The sequence below is a fragment of the Pseudomonas salicis genome, from assembly GCF_057128705.1.
Map to the genome: position 1 here is coordinate 777,896 of NZ_JBSKHU010000001.1, position 16,469 is coordinate 794,364.

Sequence of the window (16,469 nt, forward strand, 5' to 3'; positions counted from 1 at the left end):
AAATGAGTGCGTCTGACCCATTCGGTAAAGGCAACCAAAATGTGCTGCCCAACGCCGGCGACATGGACGCGTTGATCCGCGCCGAACACCGCGACCCGTTCTCCATGCTCGGCCCCCACAGCGACGGCAAGGAAGGCCAGGTGATTCGCGCCTACCTCCCCAATGCATTAGGCGTGCGCGTGCTGTCCCGTGACGGTGAACGCGATCTGGGCGAACTGAGCATGAGCGACAAACCCGGCTTTTTCGCCGGGCACTTTCCGGTGCGAGAGCCTTACCTGTTGAAGATCAACTGGGCCACCGGCGAGCAGATCACCGAAGACCCGTACAGCTTTGGCCAACTCCTCGGCGAGATGGACTTGTACCTGTTTGCTGAAGGTAATCACCGCGATCTGAGCAGCGCGCTGGGCGCACAGGTCACTTCCGTGGACGGCGTCAACGGCGTGCGTTTCTCGGTGTGGGCGCCGAATGCCCGTCGCGTTTCGGTAGTCGGCGATTTCAACAGCTGGGATGGCCGCCGTCACCCGATGCGTGTGCGTTACCCGTCCGGTGTGTGGGAAATTTTCATCCCGCGCCTTGGCCCCGGCGAAGCATACAAATATGAAATCCTCGGCCAGCACGGCGTCCTGCCACTCAAGGCCGACCCGATGGCGCTGGCCACCAAGCTGCCGCCGGACACCGCCTCGAAGGTCGCTGCGCCCCTGAGCTTCGACTGGCAGGACAACGACTGGATGCAGGCCCGTGGCGACAAGCAGGATGTGCATCAGCCGCTGTCGATCTATGAATTGCACGCCGGGTCCTGGAAATGGCACCACGGCGGCGATGACGAGCCGGATCGTCCGTTCAATTGGCAAGAGCTGGCGCGGGAGCTGATTCCGTACATCAAAGGTCTGGGCTTCACCCACATCGAATTGATGCCGATCATGGAACACCCGTTCGGCGGTTCCTGGGGGTATCAACTGCTCTCGCAATTCGCGCCGAGCGCCCGTTATGGCTCTCCAGAGGATTTCGCGGCCTTCGTCAACGCCTGTCACCAGAACGACATCGGCGTGATTCTCGACTGGGTGCCTGCGCATTTCCCGACCGACACTCACGGCCTGGCGCAATTCGACGGCACGGCGCTGTACGAATACGGCAACCCGCAGGAGGGTTTCCATCAGGACTGGGACACGCTGATCTACAACCTGGGCCGCACCGAAGTGCACGGCTTTATGATCGCCTCCGGCCTGCACTGGCTGAAGAAATTCCACATCGACGGCCTGCGGGTGGATGCCGTGGCGTCGATGCTGTATCGCGACTATTCACGTAAAGCCGGGGAGTGGGTGCCGAACCGCTACGGCGGTCGTGAAAATCTGGAAGCCATCGATTTTCTGCGTCACCTGAACGACGTGGTCGCGCTGGAAGCGCCGGGGGCGTTGGTCATCGCTGAGGAATCCACGGCGTGGCCGGGCGTCAGTCAACCGACTCAACAGGGCGGCCTGGGCTTCGCTTACAAATGGAACATGGGCTGGATGCACGACACGCTCAAGTACATTGAGCAGGACCCGATCCATCGTCAGCATCACCACGACCGCCTGAGTTTCGGCCTGGTGTATGCGTGGTCCGAGCGTTTTATCCTGCCGATTTCTCACGATGAAGTGGTCCACGGCAAGCATTCGCTGATTGACAAGATGCCGGGGGATCGCTGGCAGAAATTCGCCAACCTGCGGGCGTACTTGACCTTCATGTGGACCCATCCTGGCAAGAAGCTGCTGTTCATGGGCTGCGAATTCGGGCAGTGGCGCGAGTGGAACCACGATACCGAGCTGGACTGGCACTTCCTCAACTACGCGGACCACAAAGGCGTGCACACGCTGGTGGGCGATCTGAACCGGCTGTATCGGTCCGAGAAGGCGTTGTACGAGCAGGATTGCCAGCCGCAAGGTTTCCAATGGGTCATCGGTGACGATGCGGGCAACAGCGTGTACGCGTATTTGCGCTGGAGCAAGGACGGCGAGCCGCTGCTGGTGGTGGCGAACCTGACGCCCGTGCCCCGTGAGCATTACCGCGTAGGCGTGCCGTTTGGTGGCAAATGGGCCGAGTTGCTCAACACCGACGCCGAGGTGTATGCGGGGTCGAACATCGGCAATGGCGGGGGCGTGATGGCCGAGGAGATCAAAAACCACGGGCAGGCGTATTCGGTGGCTTTGAACCTGCCACCGTTGGCGGTGGTGGTCTTGAAACCGGTGAGCGACCAGTAAAGTCATCGGCTAAAGCAATCGGCGGTACGCCGCCCAACCGATGGGAGCCGTCGGGGGAACGACGGCAGCGAGTGCGGTTCATCAGTCACAGCAAGGTTGACTGATACGCCACCTTCGCTGCCGTCGCGCTCTCCGCGCCTCCCACGCTGTTTTTCAGGTATCTGGACGGCGTGATTCCCGCCGTGTCCCCAGCCAAACCTCTACGCCGCTTCGACGGATTCACCCCAGCGCTCGGACGAACGTCACCCCCACGCAGTGAACCTGACACGCTTTCAATGGTCTGTTGACCACGTCTCGTCTATCGCATGCGGCCTGTCCACCCGGCCATTCTTTTTATTTGTCGAAGATTCCCCATGTCACTATCTCGCCTCGTTTCCACCCCCAATTCCCTGATTTCCCCACTGCCGGGTGCTCGACGCCGTTTGCTCAGCGCCGGTTTGATGGGCACGCTGTTTGTCGTCGGACTCGCCGGTCAGGCTCACGCTGAAGGCAAAGACCGTTGGGTCAGCGACACCCTCAGCACCTATGTCCGCAGCGGCCCCACCGACGGTTATCGCATCGTTGGCACCCTCAAATCCGGGCAGAAAGTCGAGCTGATCAACACCCAGGGCGATTACAGCCAGGTGCGCGGCAATTCCGGGGATACCGTCTGGATTCCCTCCAGCGATCTTCAAGAAGTCCCCGGCCAGACCGAACGGCTGCCGCAACTGACCCAGCAGGTCACCGACCTCAGCGGCCAACTCAAAACCATCGATGATGACTGGAAAACCAAAGTCCAGGGCATGCAGGAGACCCTCGACTCCCGCAAGAAACTCGTCGACGAGCTCGAAGCCCGCACCAAAGACCTCAACGCCCAGTTGACCGACGCCCAGTCGGAACTGCGCTCTACCCAAGCCAAGCTGGGGGACGAGAACAACCAGGTGTTAATGCGTTACATGGTCTACGGCGGCAGCATCGCCGGGGCGGGCCTGTTACTGGGCCTGATCCTCCCAGCGCTGACCCGTGGCCGCAAACGCAACGATCGCTGGTTCTGACCTGATTGTCCTGTGGGAGCGAATTCATTCGCGAGAGGCGAGTGCATCCAGCACAGGTCTATCGACTGAACTGACGTCTCGCGAATGAATTCGCTCCTACAGGTCAGATTTTGCAAAGGTTCTACTGATTCTTTGAAATAACCTGTCATTGGCTCTAGGTTGATTCTTCTGGCTGCGCTATTTTGGTGCGGCTTCCCGGTACTGTCGTGGGCCGGGGTGGCTAGCAACAGCGCTCCAACAAATGTGCATCTGCAGTCGCAAGGATGCCGGGCGAGTCGTGAGAGGGCATGTCCCCATCCGGCTCGACCCGCCAATGCTGTTCCACATTCAAAAGAAGAAAGAGAGTCGACTCATGAAGTTTGAACCCTTGGCCAAGTCGCTCATTGCGACCTCGCTCACCCTCGCGTTTTCCTCCACTTACGCCGCCTCCGTCGCCCCCGTTGCCGCTGAAAACGGCATGGTCGTCACCGCTCAGCATCTGGCCACTCACGTCGGCGTCGATGTGCTGAAGTCCGGCGGTAACGCGGTGGACGCTGCCGTTGCCGTAGGTTATGCGCTGGCAGTGGTTTACCCGGCTGCGGGTAACCTCGGCGGCGGTGGTTTCATGACCATCCAGCTGGCGGACGGCCGCAAGACCTTCCTCGATTTCCGCGAAAAAGCCCCGCAGGCCGCCACCGCCAACATGTACCTGGACAAGGACGGCAACGTCGTTCCGGACCTCAGCTCCAAGGGCCATCTGGCCGTGGGCGTACCAGGCACGGTGTCCGGCATGGAAATGGCGCTGAGCAAATACGGCACCAAGAAGCGCGCCGAGGTCATTGCACCGGCGATCAAACTCGCCGAAAACGGCTTCCCGCTTGAGCAGGGCGACATCGATCTGCTGCACACCGCGACCGACGAGTTCAAGGCTGACAAGGACCTGACCCCGATCTTTCTGAACAAAGGCCAGCCGATGCAGGTTGGCGACAAGCTGGTGCAGAAGGACCTGGCGAAAACCCTCAAGGAAATCTCTGCCAAGGGCACCGACGGTTTCTACAAAGGCTGGGTCGCCAAGGCTATCGTCGATTCGAGCAAGGCGGGCAAGGGCATCATCGTTCAGGCCGACCTCGATAAGTACAAAACCCGCGAACTGGCGCCCATCGAGTGCGATTACCGGGGCTACCACGTGGTCTCCGCGCCGCCGCCAAGCTCGGGTGGTGTGGTGATCTGCGAGATCATGAACATCCTCGAAGGCTACCCGATGAAGGAGCTGGGCTATCACTCGGCTCAGGGCATGCACTACCAGATCGAAGCCATGCGTCACGCCTACGTGGACCGCAACAGCTACCTCGGCGACCCGGATTTCGTGAAGAACCCGATCGCGCACCTGCTGGACCGTGACTACGCCACCAAACTGCGCGCCGCCATCGAACCGCAAAAAGCCGGCGATTCCCAGGCCATCAAACCGGGCGTTTCGCCTCACGAAGGCAACAACACCACGCACTATTCCATCGTCGATAAGTGGGGCAACGCGGTGTCCGTGACCTACACCCTGAACGACTGGTTCGGCGCGGGCGTGATGGCGAGCAAGACCGGCGTGATCCTCAACGACGAAATGGATGACTTCACTTCCAAGGTCGGCGTGCCGAACATGTACGGTCTGGTGCAGGGCGAAGCCAACGCGATTGCCCCGGGCAAGACGCCGCTGTCGTCGATGAGCCCGACCATCGTCACCAAGGATGGCAAGGCGGTAATGGTCGTCGGTACGCCGGGCGGCAGCCGCATCATCACGGCGACTTTGCTGACCATGCTCAACGTCATCGACTACGGCATGAACATCCAGGAAGCGGTAGATGCGCCACGTTTCCACCAGCAATGGATGCCGGAAACCACCAACCTCGAAAACTTCGCCGTCAGCCCTGACACGCAGAAGATTCTCGAAAGCTGGGGCCACAAATTTGGCGCGCCACAGGACGCCAACCACCTGGCCGCCATTCTGGTCGGTGCACCTTCGCTGGGTGGCAAGCCGGTGGGCAACAACCGCTTCTACGGTGCCAACGACCCACGTCGCAATACCGGGCTTTCGCTGGGGTATTGAGGTGTAAGGGTCACACAGTAAATACGGGCGAGGCAGCGCAGTTGCCTCGCCCGTTTTTTTGATGCACAGATTTTGGTTGCCATCGGCCATGTCGCGGGTGTTATGTTATAACTCTTTGCGGCGAGCCTTCTCCGGTTCGCGTTGTCCTGATGCTGCGAGAACCTGCCTTACATGAACACTCCGCTTCCCGACGTTGCCTCCTCCGAATTCTCTCAATCGCTGCTGCCGCTGGACTGGGTCGGCATGCGAGGCATTGATATCCCTTTGATCCTCGATGAACCTGGCGTTGACGCGCCGATTCATGCCCGTGCGGATTTGCAGGTGGATTTGCCAATGCCACAGATCAAGGGCATTCACATGTCACGGCTGTACACGCTGCTCGACCGGTTTGCCGAGCACCACGCCGTCAGCCCGGCGAGCCTCGCCGCGCTTTTGCAGTTGATGGTGTCCAGTCATGCTGATTGCCATTCCTCGCAGGCGAGCGTGTGTCTGTCCTTCGAATTGCTGAGCAAACGGCCTGCCTTGATCACGCAGGGGTTGAGCGGCTGGAAGTCCTATCCGGTGGTGGTTGAGGCGCAGTGGAGGGAAGGGCGGCTCGCGCTGACGGTCAGTGTGGACGTCACCTATTCTTCGACCTGCCCGTGCTCGGCGGCGCTGTCGCGGCAATTGCTGGAGCAGGCGTTCACCGGGCATTTCGGTTCAGGATCAGTGGATGCCGACGCCGTGGCGACCTGGCTTCGCCGGAATGGCTCCCACGCAACACCGCACAGCCAGCGCAGCGTGGCGCGGGTTCGGGTGGATGTCGATGAGGACGCTGAGCGCTTGGAGCTGCTTGGGTTGATCGACGTCATCGAAGACGCCTTGGGCACGCCGGTGCAGACCGCCGTGAAGCGCGCCGACGAGCAAGCCTTCGCCCGTCTCAACGGGCAGAACCTGATGTACGTCGAAGATGCCGCGCGAAAGGTTCAGCAGGCGCTGACGGGGCACTTTGCCGCCAGCAGCGTCTCAGTGCGCCACTTCGAAAGCCTGCATCCTCACGATGCCGTCGCGTTCTCGTCCAGCCGATAGCCGTCGAAGGTCACGCGGGCGGCTGAAGACTGCGCTCCATGCGCGCCAACGCTTCTTCCAGCATCGGCCGAGGGCAGCCGAAGTTCAGGCGCACGAACTGGCCGCAGTCCTCGCCAAACTCCAGGCCGTCACTGAGCGCCACTTTCGCCTCGCGCAAAAAGAATGCCTGCGGGTGCTGGATGTCCAGCGCCGAGCAGTCGAGCCAGGCCAGATAGGTGCTCTGCGGCAGGTGCATGCGAACGCCGGGGAAGCGGTTTTTGATGGCGTGGGCCAGGTAATCGCGGTTGTCCTGCAAATACGCGTTGACCTGCTGGAGCCACGCTTCGCCCTGGCTGTAGGCCGCGTGCGTCGCTTCGAGCCCCAAGGCGTTGACGCTGTCCACTAGCCCCAGCCGACCGGCATTGAAGCGCTCGCGCAGATCGGCGTTCTGGATGATGGCGAAGGCGGTTTTCATCCCGGCGATGTTCCACGCCTTGCTGGCCGACATCAGCGTCACCGAGCGATCAGCGATTTCCGCGCTCAGGGACGCAATAGGCGTGTGGCGACGCCCGTCGAACAGGATATCGGCATGAATTTCATCGGAGACGATCAGTACGTCGTGCCGCACACAGGCGTCACCGATAGCTTGAAGTTCTTCGCGGTCGAAGACCTTGCCCATGGGGTTGTGCGGGTTGCTGAGCAAAAAAGTACGGGCACTGAGCAGGGCGTGGTGCAGTGCCCCGATGTCAGTCCGGTATTCGCCGTTGGCATCGGCCTGCAAAGGCAGGTCTACCCGTGGCAGTTTCCAGTTCGCCGGAGCACTGAGCAGCGGCGAATAATTGGGCGTCTGCACCAGTACGCCACTGCCCGGAGGCGCCAGTGTATTCAAGGCCATGTTCACGCCCGGCTCAACACCGGGCAAAAACACCAGATCCTGCGGCTGAACGTGCCAGCCGTACCGACGCGCCAAGTGCTCGACCAGCGTCTGACGCAAGGTGTCCTGCGCCACTGAATACCCCAACAGCGGGTGTTCCAGCCGGTTTTTCAGCGCCTGCATGATCGGCGGGGCCACTGGGAAATCCATGTCTGCCACCCACATCGGCAACACGTCTTCCGGGTACTGGCTCCACTTCTTGCTGCCGGTGTTCAGGCGCTGATAAACGCTGTTCAGGTCCATGCTCGTGACGGTCTCGACAAAAACGATGGGCGATTGTGCCAGAGACGAGGGCGCGACGGCATGGCCGTGGCGCAAAGTCTTACCAGAACGTCGTCGCCTGACTGTTGACCCGACCGGCAATGACCGCGATGGCTTTGTCGACGTCGGCTGCGTCGGTGTAGCGACCGAGGCTCAGGCGCAAGCTGCTGCTGGCGAGCGCAGGCGATAAGCCCATGGCCAGCAGGACGTGAGACGCGCCGCTGCTTGCCGAATTGCAGGCAGAGGTCGACGAGACTGCGAGGTCGCTCGACAGGCTCAGGGCGTTGAAGCCTGGTTTGTCGACGCACACGTTGAGGGTATGGGGAACGCGCTGAATCGGATCGCCATTCAGGCTGACGCCGGACAATTGCAGCAGGCCGTCGCGCAGGCGATCGGAGAGCGCAGTGATGCGTGCGACTTCTTCGTGCATTTCAGCGGCCGCCAACGCGTAGGCCGCGCCCATGCCGACGATTTGGTGGGTGGCCAGCGTCCCGGAGCGGAAACCCTGTTCGTGCCCGCCGCCGTGAATCTGCGCTTCGAGCAACGGACGGGCACGCTCGCCGACGTACAGCGCGCCAATGCCTTTTGGGCCGTAGATTTTGTGAGCGGAGAACGACATCAGGTCCACAGGCAGTGCGTTGAGATCAATGGCCACCTTGCCTGCGCCTTGTGCGGCGTCGACGTGGAAAAGCACGCCCTGAGCGCGGAGCATCTCGCCGATGGTGGCGATGTCGGTCAGCGTGCCGAGTTCGTTGTTCACCAGCATCAGCGACACCAGCAGCGTGTCGTCCCGCAGGGCATTGCGAACGGCGTCGGGGCGGATCAAACCGGCGCTGTCGGGTTCAAGCCATGTCACGGGAAACCCCGCCTGTTCCAGTTGGCGTACGGTATCGACCACGGCTTTATGCTCGATGCAGCTGGTGATCAGGTGACGGCGCTGACCCTGCGCACGTTGCGCAATCCCTTTGATCGCGAGGTTGTTGGATTCGGTGGCCCCGGACGTCCAGATGATTGAATCGGCCGAGCAGCCGACGAGCTCAGCGACCTGACGGCGAGCGAGTTCGACTGACTGGCGGGCGAGATTGCCATAGGCGTGGGAGTTGGAGGCGGGGTTGCCGAAGGTGCCTTCGCGACCGAGGCAGGTGACCATCGCCTGGATGACACGGTCATCGACAGGGGTGGTGGCGGCGTAATCGAAGTAACAAGGAAGTGTGCTCATGGGGAGAAATCCGCGCTGTCCGTAATGGGAAAAATATTACCTGCGCGGACCTGAAAAAAAATTGATTACTGAACGCCGATTGGGCGGCTGGTTAGAATATTTTTCGTATCTGCCCGTGCTTTAGAGAATAAAGTTTCGTGGACTGCGAGATTCGGCTTATCTTCATCGCCATCGGTCATAACCTTCAGACGAGTCGACACCTTACGATGGATAAATTCGATCAAGCCATTCTCGGGATTCTTCAGGCCGACTGTACCCGTCCCATTGCGGAAATCGCCGACGCCATTGGCTTGGGCAGCACCGCGTGTTGGCGGCGGGTTCAGAAGCTGGAAGAGCAGGGGATGATCAGGGGGCGCGTTGCATTGCTGGACCCCGGCCAATTGAACGTCAACGTCACCGTATTCGCTGCGATACGTACCAACCAGCACAACGCTGAGTGGCTAGGGCGCTTTCACGACTTGATATCTACGCTCCCTGAAGTGGTGGAATGCTATCGAATGGCAGGAGATACAGATTACATGTTACGTATCGTTGTCCCGGACATTGCCGGTTATGACGCCGTCTATAAGAAGCTGATCCAACTGTCCGGGATCACCGACATCAGCTCGAGCTTCGCCATGGAGCAGATCAAATCCACCACGCAACTGCCGTTGACCTACACCGGCTGACGGCACGCATATCCTTATAGCCAAACGGTATTTCTCGATCCGCGCTTAAGCTCATTATCCTTCCGCCATAACTCGTTATGACAAGTGATGCGAATATGCATCACCCGGAGGCTCAGTGATGACGCGCCAAGTGCTGGAACAGGAATACGACATCGTGGTGATCGGCGGCGGTACAGCCGGACCGATGGCGGCGATCAAAGCCAAGGAACGCAATCGCGACCTGCGCGTGCTGCTGATCGACAAGGCCAACGTCAAGCGCAGCGGCGCGATCAGCATGGGCATGGACGGCTTGAACAACGCCGTGATTCCCGGCCACGCCACGCCTGAGCAATACACGAAGGAAATTACCATCGCCAACGACGGCATCGTCAATCAGGCGGCGGTGCACGCTTATGCGACCCACAGCTACGAAACCATCGAGCAACTGGACTGCTGGGGCGTGAAGTTCGAGAAGGACGAGACCGGCGATTACGCCGTCAAAAAAGTCCACCACATGGGCGCCTACGTGTTGCCGATGCCTGAAGGCCACGACATCAAGAAAGTGCTGCACCGCCAGTTGAAACGGGCGAGGGTGACCATCACCAACCGCGTGGTCTGCACCCGTTTGCTCACCGATGACGAAGGCGCGGTGAACGGCGTCATGGGGTTCGACTGCCGCACCGCCGATTTCTACGTGATCAAAGCCAAGGCCGTGATCCTCTGTTGCGGCGCCGCCGGCCGTCTGGGCCTGCCGTCGTCGGGTTACCTGATGGGCACCTACGAAAACCCGACCAACGCAGGCGACGGTTACGCGATGGCCTATCACGCCGGTGCAGAACTGGCGAACCTGGAGTGTTTCCAGATCAACCCGCTGATCAAGGATTACAACGGCCCCGCTTGCGCGTACGTGACCGGCCCCTTGGGCGGCTACACCGCCAACAACAAGGGCGAACGCTTCATCGAGTGCGACTACTGGAGCGGCCAGATGATGTGGGAGTTCCACCAGGAACTGGAAAGCGGTAACGGTCCGGTGTTTCTCAAGCTCGATCACCTGGCTGAAGAAACCATCCAGAACATCGAGGAAATCCTGCACAGCAACGAGCGCCCGAGTCGTGGGCAGTTTCACGCCAATCGCGGCACCGATTACCGCAGCCAGATGGTGGAGATGCACATCTCGGAAATCGGCTTTTGCAGCGGGCATTCCGCCTCGGGGGTGTGGGTCAACGAGCGTGCGGAAACGTCGGTCAAGGGCCTGTATTCGGCGGGCGACATGGCAGCGGTGCCGCACAATTACATGCTCGGCGCGTTCACGTATGGCTGGTTCGCCGGCAACAACGCGGCGGATTACGTCGCGGAGCGGGACTTCAGCAGCGTGAATGCGCAACAGATCGAACGCGAAAAGGCGCGAGTCTATGCGCCTCTGGATCGCGAGCACGGCCTGCCACCGGCGCAGGTCGAATACAAGCTGCGGCGTTTTGTGAACGACTATCTGCAACCGCCAAAAGTGACCAAAAAGATGCAGATCGGCTTGCAGCGCTTTGATGACATCGAGCGCGATCTCGACCAACTGAAAGCCAACAACGCTCACGAACTGATGCGGGCCATGGAAGTCAGCGTGATCCGTGATTGCGCCGAGATGGCCGCCCGCGCTTCGCTGTATCGCACCGAAAGTCGTTGGGGTCTGTACCACCATCGCGTCGATCATCCACTGCGCAACGACCGCGACTGGTTCTGCCATGCGCACCTGAAGAAAGACGAAGACGGCCGCATGGTCAGTTTCAAGAAGCCGGTCGAGCCTTACATCGTGGCGTTGGACGCCGACGAAATGCTCGCCTATGACCGCCTGCGCGTGGGGGCTTACGCTGCCTGATCCGGCGTCGCCTGCACCTTTTAGACAGAGAGCGCGATACGCGCCAAGGACACCGTGAAATGGCTTACCAGCCCCAGGAAATTTTCTTCCGCTCCAACGCCCCGGTCACCGTGGACGAGGACAAGTGCATCGCCGACAAGGGCTGCACGGTGTGCGTCGACGTCTGCCCGATGGACCTGCTGGCGATCAATCCCGCGACCCAGAAAGCCTACATGGCGTTCGACGAGTGCTGGTATTGCATGCCCTGCGAGAAGGACTGCCCGACCGGGGCCGTGAAGGTCGAGATTCCGTACCTGCTGCGCTGATACGTAAACTTTGTAGGAGTGAGCTTGCTCGCGATTGCGTCAGGTCAGACACCGTTATGCGTCTGATCCATCTCATCGCGAGCAGGCTCACTCCTACACGTGAACCTAAAGCCATCCGCCAACCCCGGACGCTGATTCACGCAGCACCCCTCGTTTCCCACCGCGCCCGATCGTGGCGGAGACGACACTTCCTATCAATGATGCGAGGGGATACATCCATGTTATTGCGCGCCACGCTGGCCGGTTTCGTACTGGCTTCGTTGAGTCTGTCGGTTCAGGCCGAGACCATCCGGATTGCCATCGGCACCCAAGACACCACCATCAATTGCGCGGCCGGCGGGCTGCTGATTCGCGAGCTCGGGCTGCTCGACAAATACCTGCCCCATGACGGCAAATACAAAGACGCGCAGTACCAGGTCGAGTGGAAAAACTTCACCAGTGGCGCGCCGCTGACCAATGAGATGGTCGCGGGCAAACTGGATTTTGGCGCGATGGCCGATTTCCCCGGCGCCTTCAACGGCGTCGCGTTCGAAACCGCAGGCAAGCACAGCCTGTTCATCAGCGTGCTGTCGGGCAACATCAAGGGCAGCGGCAACGGCATCGTCGTACCGACCGCGTCCACGGCGCAGTCGTTGGCCGACTTGAAGGGCAAAACGATCTCCGTGCCGTTCGCGTCCACTGCCCACGGTATGCTGCTGCGCGCCGTCGCGGCTCAGGGCTGGGACCCGCTGAAAGACGTCAACATCATCGCCCAAGCGCCGGAAGTCGCAGGTTCTGCGCTGCAAGCCGACAAGATAGACGCCCACGCCGACTTCGTGCCGTTTGGAGAACTGTTCCCGAACCGTGGCTTCGCCCGCAAAATCTATGACGGTTCCCAATCCAACACCCCGACATTCCACGGCGCGCTGGTGGACGAGAGCTACGCGAAGAAATACCCGGAAATCGTCGTCGCCTACCTGCGCGCCGGAATCGAGGCCAATCAGTTGCTGGCGGCCGAGCCCGAGAAATACAGCGAGCTGATCGAAAAAGTCACCGGCATCGAGGCCGAAGTCAATTACCTGTTCCACGGCCCTTTGGGCTTGCAGACCCGGGATCAGACCTGGAAACCCGAATACCGCCAAGCCGTCGGCACCGCCATCGACACGCTCAAACTGATGAAGAAAGCCGACCGTGGGCTGGACCTGAACACCTTCATCGACGACCAATACGTCCGTGCGGCGTACAAAGCATCGGGCGTGGACTACAACGCGCAATTGGCCAACTACGCCCAGTCGCCGCTCAAGGCCAACGACGCGCTGACGGGCAACCCGATCACCGATTTCAGCCACGTCGCCGAAATCTGGGTCAAGGGTGAGCCGAAAGTGCGCCATTACGCCTCGGCCGAATCGGCATTCACGGCCTTGCAGGCGCTGAACAAGGACGGCAAGCCGATCCGCGCTGTGTACGCCCAGGCCGAAGACAGCGGGATCAAGCTGTTGGCCAGTCAGGCGTGGTTTGCCAGTGACAGCAAAGGTCGGTTGAGTGCCTTCCTTCTCAAAGGCCAGGCGCAGCAATTCGCTCAGGCGTAGGGGGGCAAGGTGTTGAACTTCCAGGACGCCAGCACTCAAGTTGCTGTGGCCAGCCGCTGACCCTTTGTAGGAGTGAGCGTGCTCGCGATAAGGGTGGGCGGCATGAAACCGATTCCGCTGACCGGACGCTATCGCGAGCAAGCTCACTCCTACAGTGATAGCTGCGTCGTTTGAAAGACTTGCACACACATGGAGAACGCTGTGACTTCACCTTTGCTGCGATGGTTGCCGAGAAGCGCATCCATTCTGCTCTGCCTGCTGTTCTGGCAACTGGCAGCGAGCAACCACTGGAATCTAGGGCTGGTGACCTTCGCCAACGTCCCGACGCCGCTCTCGGTGATCGAGGCTGCGGCCGGACTGGTGGATTCGGGTCGGCTGACGCAGCACCTGACGGCCAGTCTCAGCCGAGTGTTCGCGGGGTATCTGGCCGCCTTGATCATCGGCGTTGGCCTGGGCGTCATCATTGGCCGTTCGCGCTGGGCGGAAGACGTGCTACTGCCGCCACTGGAAGTGCTGCGACCGATTCCGGCCGTGGCGTGGATTCCGCTGGCGATCCTGATGTTTCCGTCTTCCGAACTGTCGATGGTGTTCATCACCTTCACCGGCGCGCTGTTTCCGATCCTGCTCAACACCGTGCACGGTGTCGAAGGCGTCGATCCGCGACTGATCGCGTCGGCAAAAAGCCTGGGGGCAGGGCGGCGGGCGATTCTGTTGGAAGTCGTTCTGCCGGGCGCCGCGCCGAGCATCATTACCGGCCTGGCCATCGGCATGGGCACCTCGTGGTTTTGCCTGGTGACGGCCGAGATGATTTCCGGGCAGTTCGGCATTGGCTATTACACCTGGGAGTCGTACACCATCCAGAATTACGCCGACATCGTCGTCGGCATGCTGCTGATCGGCCTGCTGGGCATGGGCAGCAGCCTGTTGATCAAGCGTTTGGGGCAGTTGTTCACCCCTTGGCACCGACCACGAGGAAAAGCCTGATGACTGTCGCGACCCACCCCGCAGGCCGCGTGGACATCCACGGCCTCACGATATCCCTGGGCGAAGGGCAGAACGCTTTTCAAGCCGTGCAGGCGCTGGATTGCCAGATCGAGTCGGGGCAGTTCGTCTGCATTCTCGGGCCGTCCGGCTGTGGCAAGTCGACCCTGCTCGGCGCGCTGGCCGGGCACCTGCAGCCGGTCGCTGGCAACCTCAGTGTCGATGGCGCTTCGGTCAATGGGCCGTCGCCGCAACGGGGCATGGTCTTTCAGCAACACACGCTGTTTCCTTGGCGCACCGTTCGCGAGAACGTCGCCTTTGGTTTGAAGATGAGCGGGGTGGGCAAGGCCGAGCGCCTGTCGGCCGCAGATGAAATGCTCGCCCTGGTGGGCCTCGAAGGGTTTGCCGGGCACTGGCCGAATCAGTTGTCGGGCGGCATGCAGCAGCGGGTGGAAATCGCTCGTGTGCTGATCAATCGCCCGCGTCTGCTGCTGATGGACGAGCCCTTTGGTGCGCTGGACGCCTTGACCCGCATGAAGATGCAGGCGCTGTTGCTGGACATCTGGACGCGGATTCGCACCACCGTGGTGTTCGTGACCCATGACATCGACGAGGCGCTGTTCCTGGCTGACCGGATTCTGGTCATGAGTCCACGGCCAGGGCGTTTCATCGAAGACCTGCAACTGGATTTTCCGCGCCCGAGAAGCACTGAGCTGGTGACCCGCCCGGAATTTTCGCGCCTGAAACGGCATTGCCTCGAACTGCTGCACCACGAGGACGGTCGGCAGCTGCCACGGCTGAACCCCCTCGGGCTTCCTAACGAACACGACGGACTGCGACTGGCCTTATGACTGACCTGACGAGCTATTTTGAAGACATCGACCACCCGGAGATTCTCGCCCTGCGAAGCCGTCTCGAACATACGGACGCTGGCGTGCGGCGCATCGCGTTGATTGAGCTGGCGGACCTTGAAGAGCCGGAGGGATTGGACTGGTTGGCAAACCGGCTGGCGTCCGACCCGGCAACCGATGTGCGTGCGCAAGCTGCAGCACTGCTGGAAGCCTGGGAAGAGCCCGAAGTGGTGCAGGCCCTGTGTGAAGCCTTGACCGACGCCGAGCCTGCGGTGCGTGACGCGGCGGCTCAGAGCCTGAGCGTGTTGAAGACGGTGGAGGCGGGCCGGGTGATTCTGCCGTGGGCGGACCACGCTGACGTCAGTGTGCGGACCGCGGCGTTTCGGGCGCTGCGTGAATTGCGCCTTGAAGACGCCGCACCTGCCGCGCTTCATGCGTTGGCCGACGAGGACGCTGGCGTGCGTCGAGAGGCCGTTGGGGTGCTGGGCTGGCTGAAGAACACCGATGCGCTGGCTGCCTTGGCCACCCTGGCCAGCCAGGACCCTGACAGTGAAGTGCGTCGCGCAGCGACCGGGGCGCTGGGGCTGGCCAGCAACGCCGACGTGTTGCCTGCTTTGCGTAAAGCCTTGCAGGACGACGCCTGGCAAGTGCGCGAAGAGGCGGCCACGACGTTGGGCAAGGTGGGGCAACAGGACGCCGGACCGGCGCTGATCGACGCCTTGGCGGATGAGTACTGGCAAGTGCGGTTGCGTGCCACCCGCAGCCTGGGGCGTTTGCGTCACGTCGAGGCGCTGTGGCCGTTGGTGGAAGTCTTGACCCACGGCATCAGCAACCTGCGCAAAGAAGCGGCCTTGGCCCTTGGTGAACTGCGCGACGGCCGCGCGCGACCGGCGCTGTTGCAGCTGGAACACGACGGCGATCCCGAGGTGCGCAAGGCCGTGCGCATCGCCTTGGCGCAACTGCCATGATCCCGGCCCCGGTCTCCATCGGCAATTCCACGGAGCGGCAGCGCCTGAGGTTGAGCTGGCAGGATGGGCGTGAGCAGTACATTGACCATGTGCTGCTGCGACAGCAATGTCCGTGCTCGCAATGCCGGGCGTTTCGTTTGAAGGGGATGAAACCGGTGGTTGCGTCTTCGTTATGTCTGATTGAGATCAACCCACAGGGCTACGGGTTGCAACTGGTGTTCAGCGACAGGCATCAGCGCGGGATTTACCCGTGGGCGTATTTGGCGGGGTTGGGTCCGGAAAGCACCGCCTGAAGACTGAAATGCAATATCCCTGTAGGAGCGAATTCATTCGCGATTGGCCGGTACAGCCCATGTATCTCCACCGTCTGATACATCATTTCGCGAATGAATTCGCTCCCACAGAAAACCGTGCCAAGCGCCCACAAAAAAGCAGCCTCAGGAGGCTGCTTTTTTCATGACGCCAGCACC

General features: G+C 61.0%; 14 protein-coding genes. 12 read left to right on the forward strand and 2 right to left on the reverse strand.

Going from position 1 to position 16,469, the window contains the following annotated elements; all coding sequences use genetic code 11:
- Positions 1 to 2: 2 nt before the first annotated feature.
- From glgB to folE2, 4 genes are all read left to right on the forward strand, one after another.
- On the forward strand, positions 3 to 2,237 hold the full coding sequence (glgB, locus tag ACWKWE_RS03595; RefSeq protein WP_166594450.1) for a 1,4-alpha-glucan branching protein GlgB: 2,235 nt from the start codon (positions 3 to 5) through the stop codon (positions 2,235 to 2,237).
- Positions 2,238 to 2,590: 353 nt separating this feature from the next.
- Positions 2,591 to 3,271, forward strand: a complete 681-nt coding sequence (locus ACWKWE_RS03600; RefSeq protein WP_483849656.1) for a TIGR04211 family SH3 domain-containing protein — start codon at positions 2,591 to 2,593, stop codon at positions 3,269 to 3,271.
- Between the two features lie 352 nt (positions 3,272 to 3,623).
- Positions 3,624 to 5,348, forward strand: coding sequence for a gamma-glutamyltransferase (gene ggt, locus ACWKWE_RS03605; RefSeq protein WP_166594452.1), 1,725 nt, complete (start codon positions 3,624 to 3,626; stop codon positions 5,346 to 5,348).
- Between the two features lie 171 nt (positions 5,349 to 5,519).
- The gene (gene folE2 / locus ACWKWE_RS03610) at positions 5,520 to 6,416 is read left to right on the forward strand and encodes a GTP cyclohydrolase FolE2 (protein WP_483849657.1); all 897 of its coding nucleotides are present in this window, start codon (positions 5,520 to 5,522) and stop codon (positions 6,414 to 6,416) included.
- Positions 6,417 to 6,426: 10 nt separating this feature from the next.
- On the opposite strand, the gene ACWKWE_RS03615 is transcribed toward folE2, so the two are convergent.
- Both ACWKWE_RS03615 and ACWKWE_RS03620 read right to left on the reverse strand, forming a co-directional pair.
- Positions 6,427 to 7,572 (reverse strand): MalY/PatB family protein, encoded by a 1,146-nt coding sequence (locus ACWKWE_RS03615; protein ID WP_483849658.1) that lies wholly within the window; start codon positions 7,570 to 7,572, stop codon positions 6,427 to 6,429.
- Between the two features lie 79 nt (positions 7,573 to 7,651).
- A complete protein-coding gene (locus ACWKWE_RS03620; protein WP_483849659.1) occupies positions 7,652 to 8,809 on the reverse strand; it encodes an aminotransferase class V-fold PLP-dependent enzyme in 1,158 nt (385 codons plus the stop codon).
- 206 nt (positions 8,810 to 9,015) lie between these two features.
- On the opposite strand from ACWKWE_RS03620, the gene ACWKWE_RS03625 reads away from it, so the two are divergent.
- From ACWKWE_RS03625 to ACWKWE_RS03660, 8 genes are all read left to right on the forward strand, one after another.
- On the forward strand, positions 9,016 to 9,477 hold the full coding sequence (locus ACWKWE_RS03625) for an Lrp/AsnC family transcriptional regulator (protein WP_166594456.1): 462 nt from the start codon (positions 9,016 to 9,018) through the stop codon (positions 9,475 to 9,477).
- 118 nt (positions 9,478 to 9,595) lie between these two features.
- Positions 9,596 to 11,326, forward strand: coding sequence for a fumarate reductase/succinate dehydrogenase flavoprotein subunit (locus ACWKWE_RS03630; protein WP_483849660.1), 1,731 nt, complete (start codon positions 9,596 to 9,598; stop codon positions 11,324 to 11,326).
- A 59-nt stretch (positions 11,327 to 11,385) separates the two neighbouring features.
- The gene (locus tag ACWKWE_RS03635; RefSeq protein WP_110950700.1) at positions 11,386 to 11,631 is read left to right on the forward strand and encodes a 4Fe-4S dicluster domain-containing protein; all 246 of its coding nucleotides are present in this window, start codon (positions 11,386 to 11,388) and stop codon (positions 11,629 to 11,631) included.
- Positions 11,632 to 11,849: 218 nt separating this feature from the next.
- The gene (locus ACWKWE_RS03640; RefSeq protein ID WP_483849661.1) at positions 11,850 to 13,199 is read left to right on the forward strand and encodes an ABC transporter substrate-binding protein; all 1,350 of its coding nucleotides are present in this window, start codon (positions 11,850 to 11,852) and stop codon (positions 13,197 to 13,199) included.
- A 201-nt stretch (positions 13,200 to 13,400) separates the two neighbouring features.
- Positions 13,401 to 14,183, forward strand: a complete 783-nt coding sequence (locus ACWKWE_RS03645; RefSeq protein ID WP_371928493.1) for an ABC transporter permease — start codon at positions 13,401 to 13,403, stop codon at positions 14,181 to 14,183.
- Positions 14,183 to 15,031 (forward strand): ABC transporter ATP-binding protein, encoded by an 849-nt coding sequence (locus ACWKWE_RS03650; protein ID WP_166594460.1) that lies wholly within the window; start codon positions 14,183 to 14,185, stop codon positions 15,029 to 15,031. The genes ACWKWE_RS03645 and ACWKWE_RS03650 overlap by 1 nt, the downstream gene beginning before the upstream one ends.
- Positions 15,028 to 15,999: a HEAT repeat domain-containing protein gene (locus ACWKWE_RS03655; RefSeq protein WP_483849662.1), complete on the forward strand. Its 972-nt coding sequence runs from the start codon at positions 15,028 to 15,030 to the stop codon at positions 15,997 to 15,999. Before ACWKWE_RS03650 ends, ACWKWE_RS03655 begins: the two co-directional genes overlap by 4 nt.
- On the forward strand, positions 15,996 to 16,292 hold the full coding sequence (locus tag ACWKWE_RS03660; RefSeq protein ID WP_483849663.1) for a DUF971 domain-containing protein: 297 nt from the start codon (positions 15,996 to 15,998) through the stop codon (positions 16,290 to 16,292). Before ACWKWE_RS03655 ends, ACWKWE_RS03660 begins: the two co-directional genes overlap by 4 nt.
- Positions 16,293 to 16,469 lie beyond the last annotated feature (177 nt).

What these genes read in the sequence shown, in the direction of transcription:
- ACWKWE_RS03635 (WP_110950700.1), top strand. Translation starts at nt 11,386, where the DNA reads ATGGCTTACCAGCCCCAGGAAATTTTCTTCCGCTCCAACGCCCCGGTC.
- ACWKWE_RS03655 (WP_483849662.1), top strand. Translation starts at nt 15,028, where the DNA reads ATGACTGACCTGACGAGCTATTTTGAAGACATCGACCACCCGGAGATT.
- ACWKWE_RS03640 (WP_483849661.1), top strand. Translation starts at nt 11,850, where the DNA reads ATGTTATTGCGCGCCACGCTGGCCGGTTTCGTACTGGCTTCGTTGAGT.
- ACWKWE_RS03620 (WP_483849659.1), bottom strand. Translation starts at nt 8,809, where the DNA reads ATGAGCACACTTCCTTGTTACTTCGATTACGCCGCCACCACCCCTGTC.
- ACWKWE_RS03650 (WP_166594460.1), top strand. Translation starts at nt 14,183, where the DNA reads ATGACTGTCGCGACCCACCCCGCAGGCCGCGTGGACATCCACGGCCTC.
- ACWKWE_RS03625 (WP_166594456.1), top strand. Translation starts at nt 9,016, where the DNA reads ATGGATAAATTCGATCAAGCCATTCTCGGGATTCTTCAGGCCGACTGT.
- ggt (WP_166594452.1), top strand. Translation starts at nt 3,624, where the DNA reads ATGAAGTTTGAACCCTTGGCCAAGTCGCTCATTGCGACCTCGCTCACC.
- ACWKWE_RS03660 (WP_483849663.1), top strand. Translation starts at nt 15,996, where the DNA reads ATGATCCCGGCCCCGGTCTCCATCGGCAATTCCACGGAGCGGCAGCGC.
- glgB (WP_166594450.1), top strand. Translation starts at nt 3, where the DNA reads ATGAGTGCGTCTGACCCATTCGGTAAAGGCAACCAAAATGTGCTGCCC.
- ACWKWE_RS03630 (WP_483849660.1), top strand. Translation starts at nt 9,596, where the DNA reads ATGACGCGCCAAGTGCTGGAACAGGAATACGACATCGTGGTGATCGGC.
- ACWKWE_RS03615 (WP_483849658.1), bottom strand. Translation starts at nt 7,572, where the DNA reads ATGGACCTGAACAGCGTTTATCAGCGCCTGAACACCGGCAGCAAGAAG.
- folE2 (WP_483849657.1), top strand. Translation starts at nt 5,520, where the DNA reads ATGAACACTCCGCTTCCCGACGTTGCCTCCTCCGAATTCTCTCAATCG.
- ACWKWE_RS03600 (WP_483849656.1), top strand. Translation starts at nt 2,591, where the DNA reads ATGTCACTATCTCGCCTCGTTTCCACCCCCAATTCCCTGATTTCCCCA.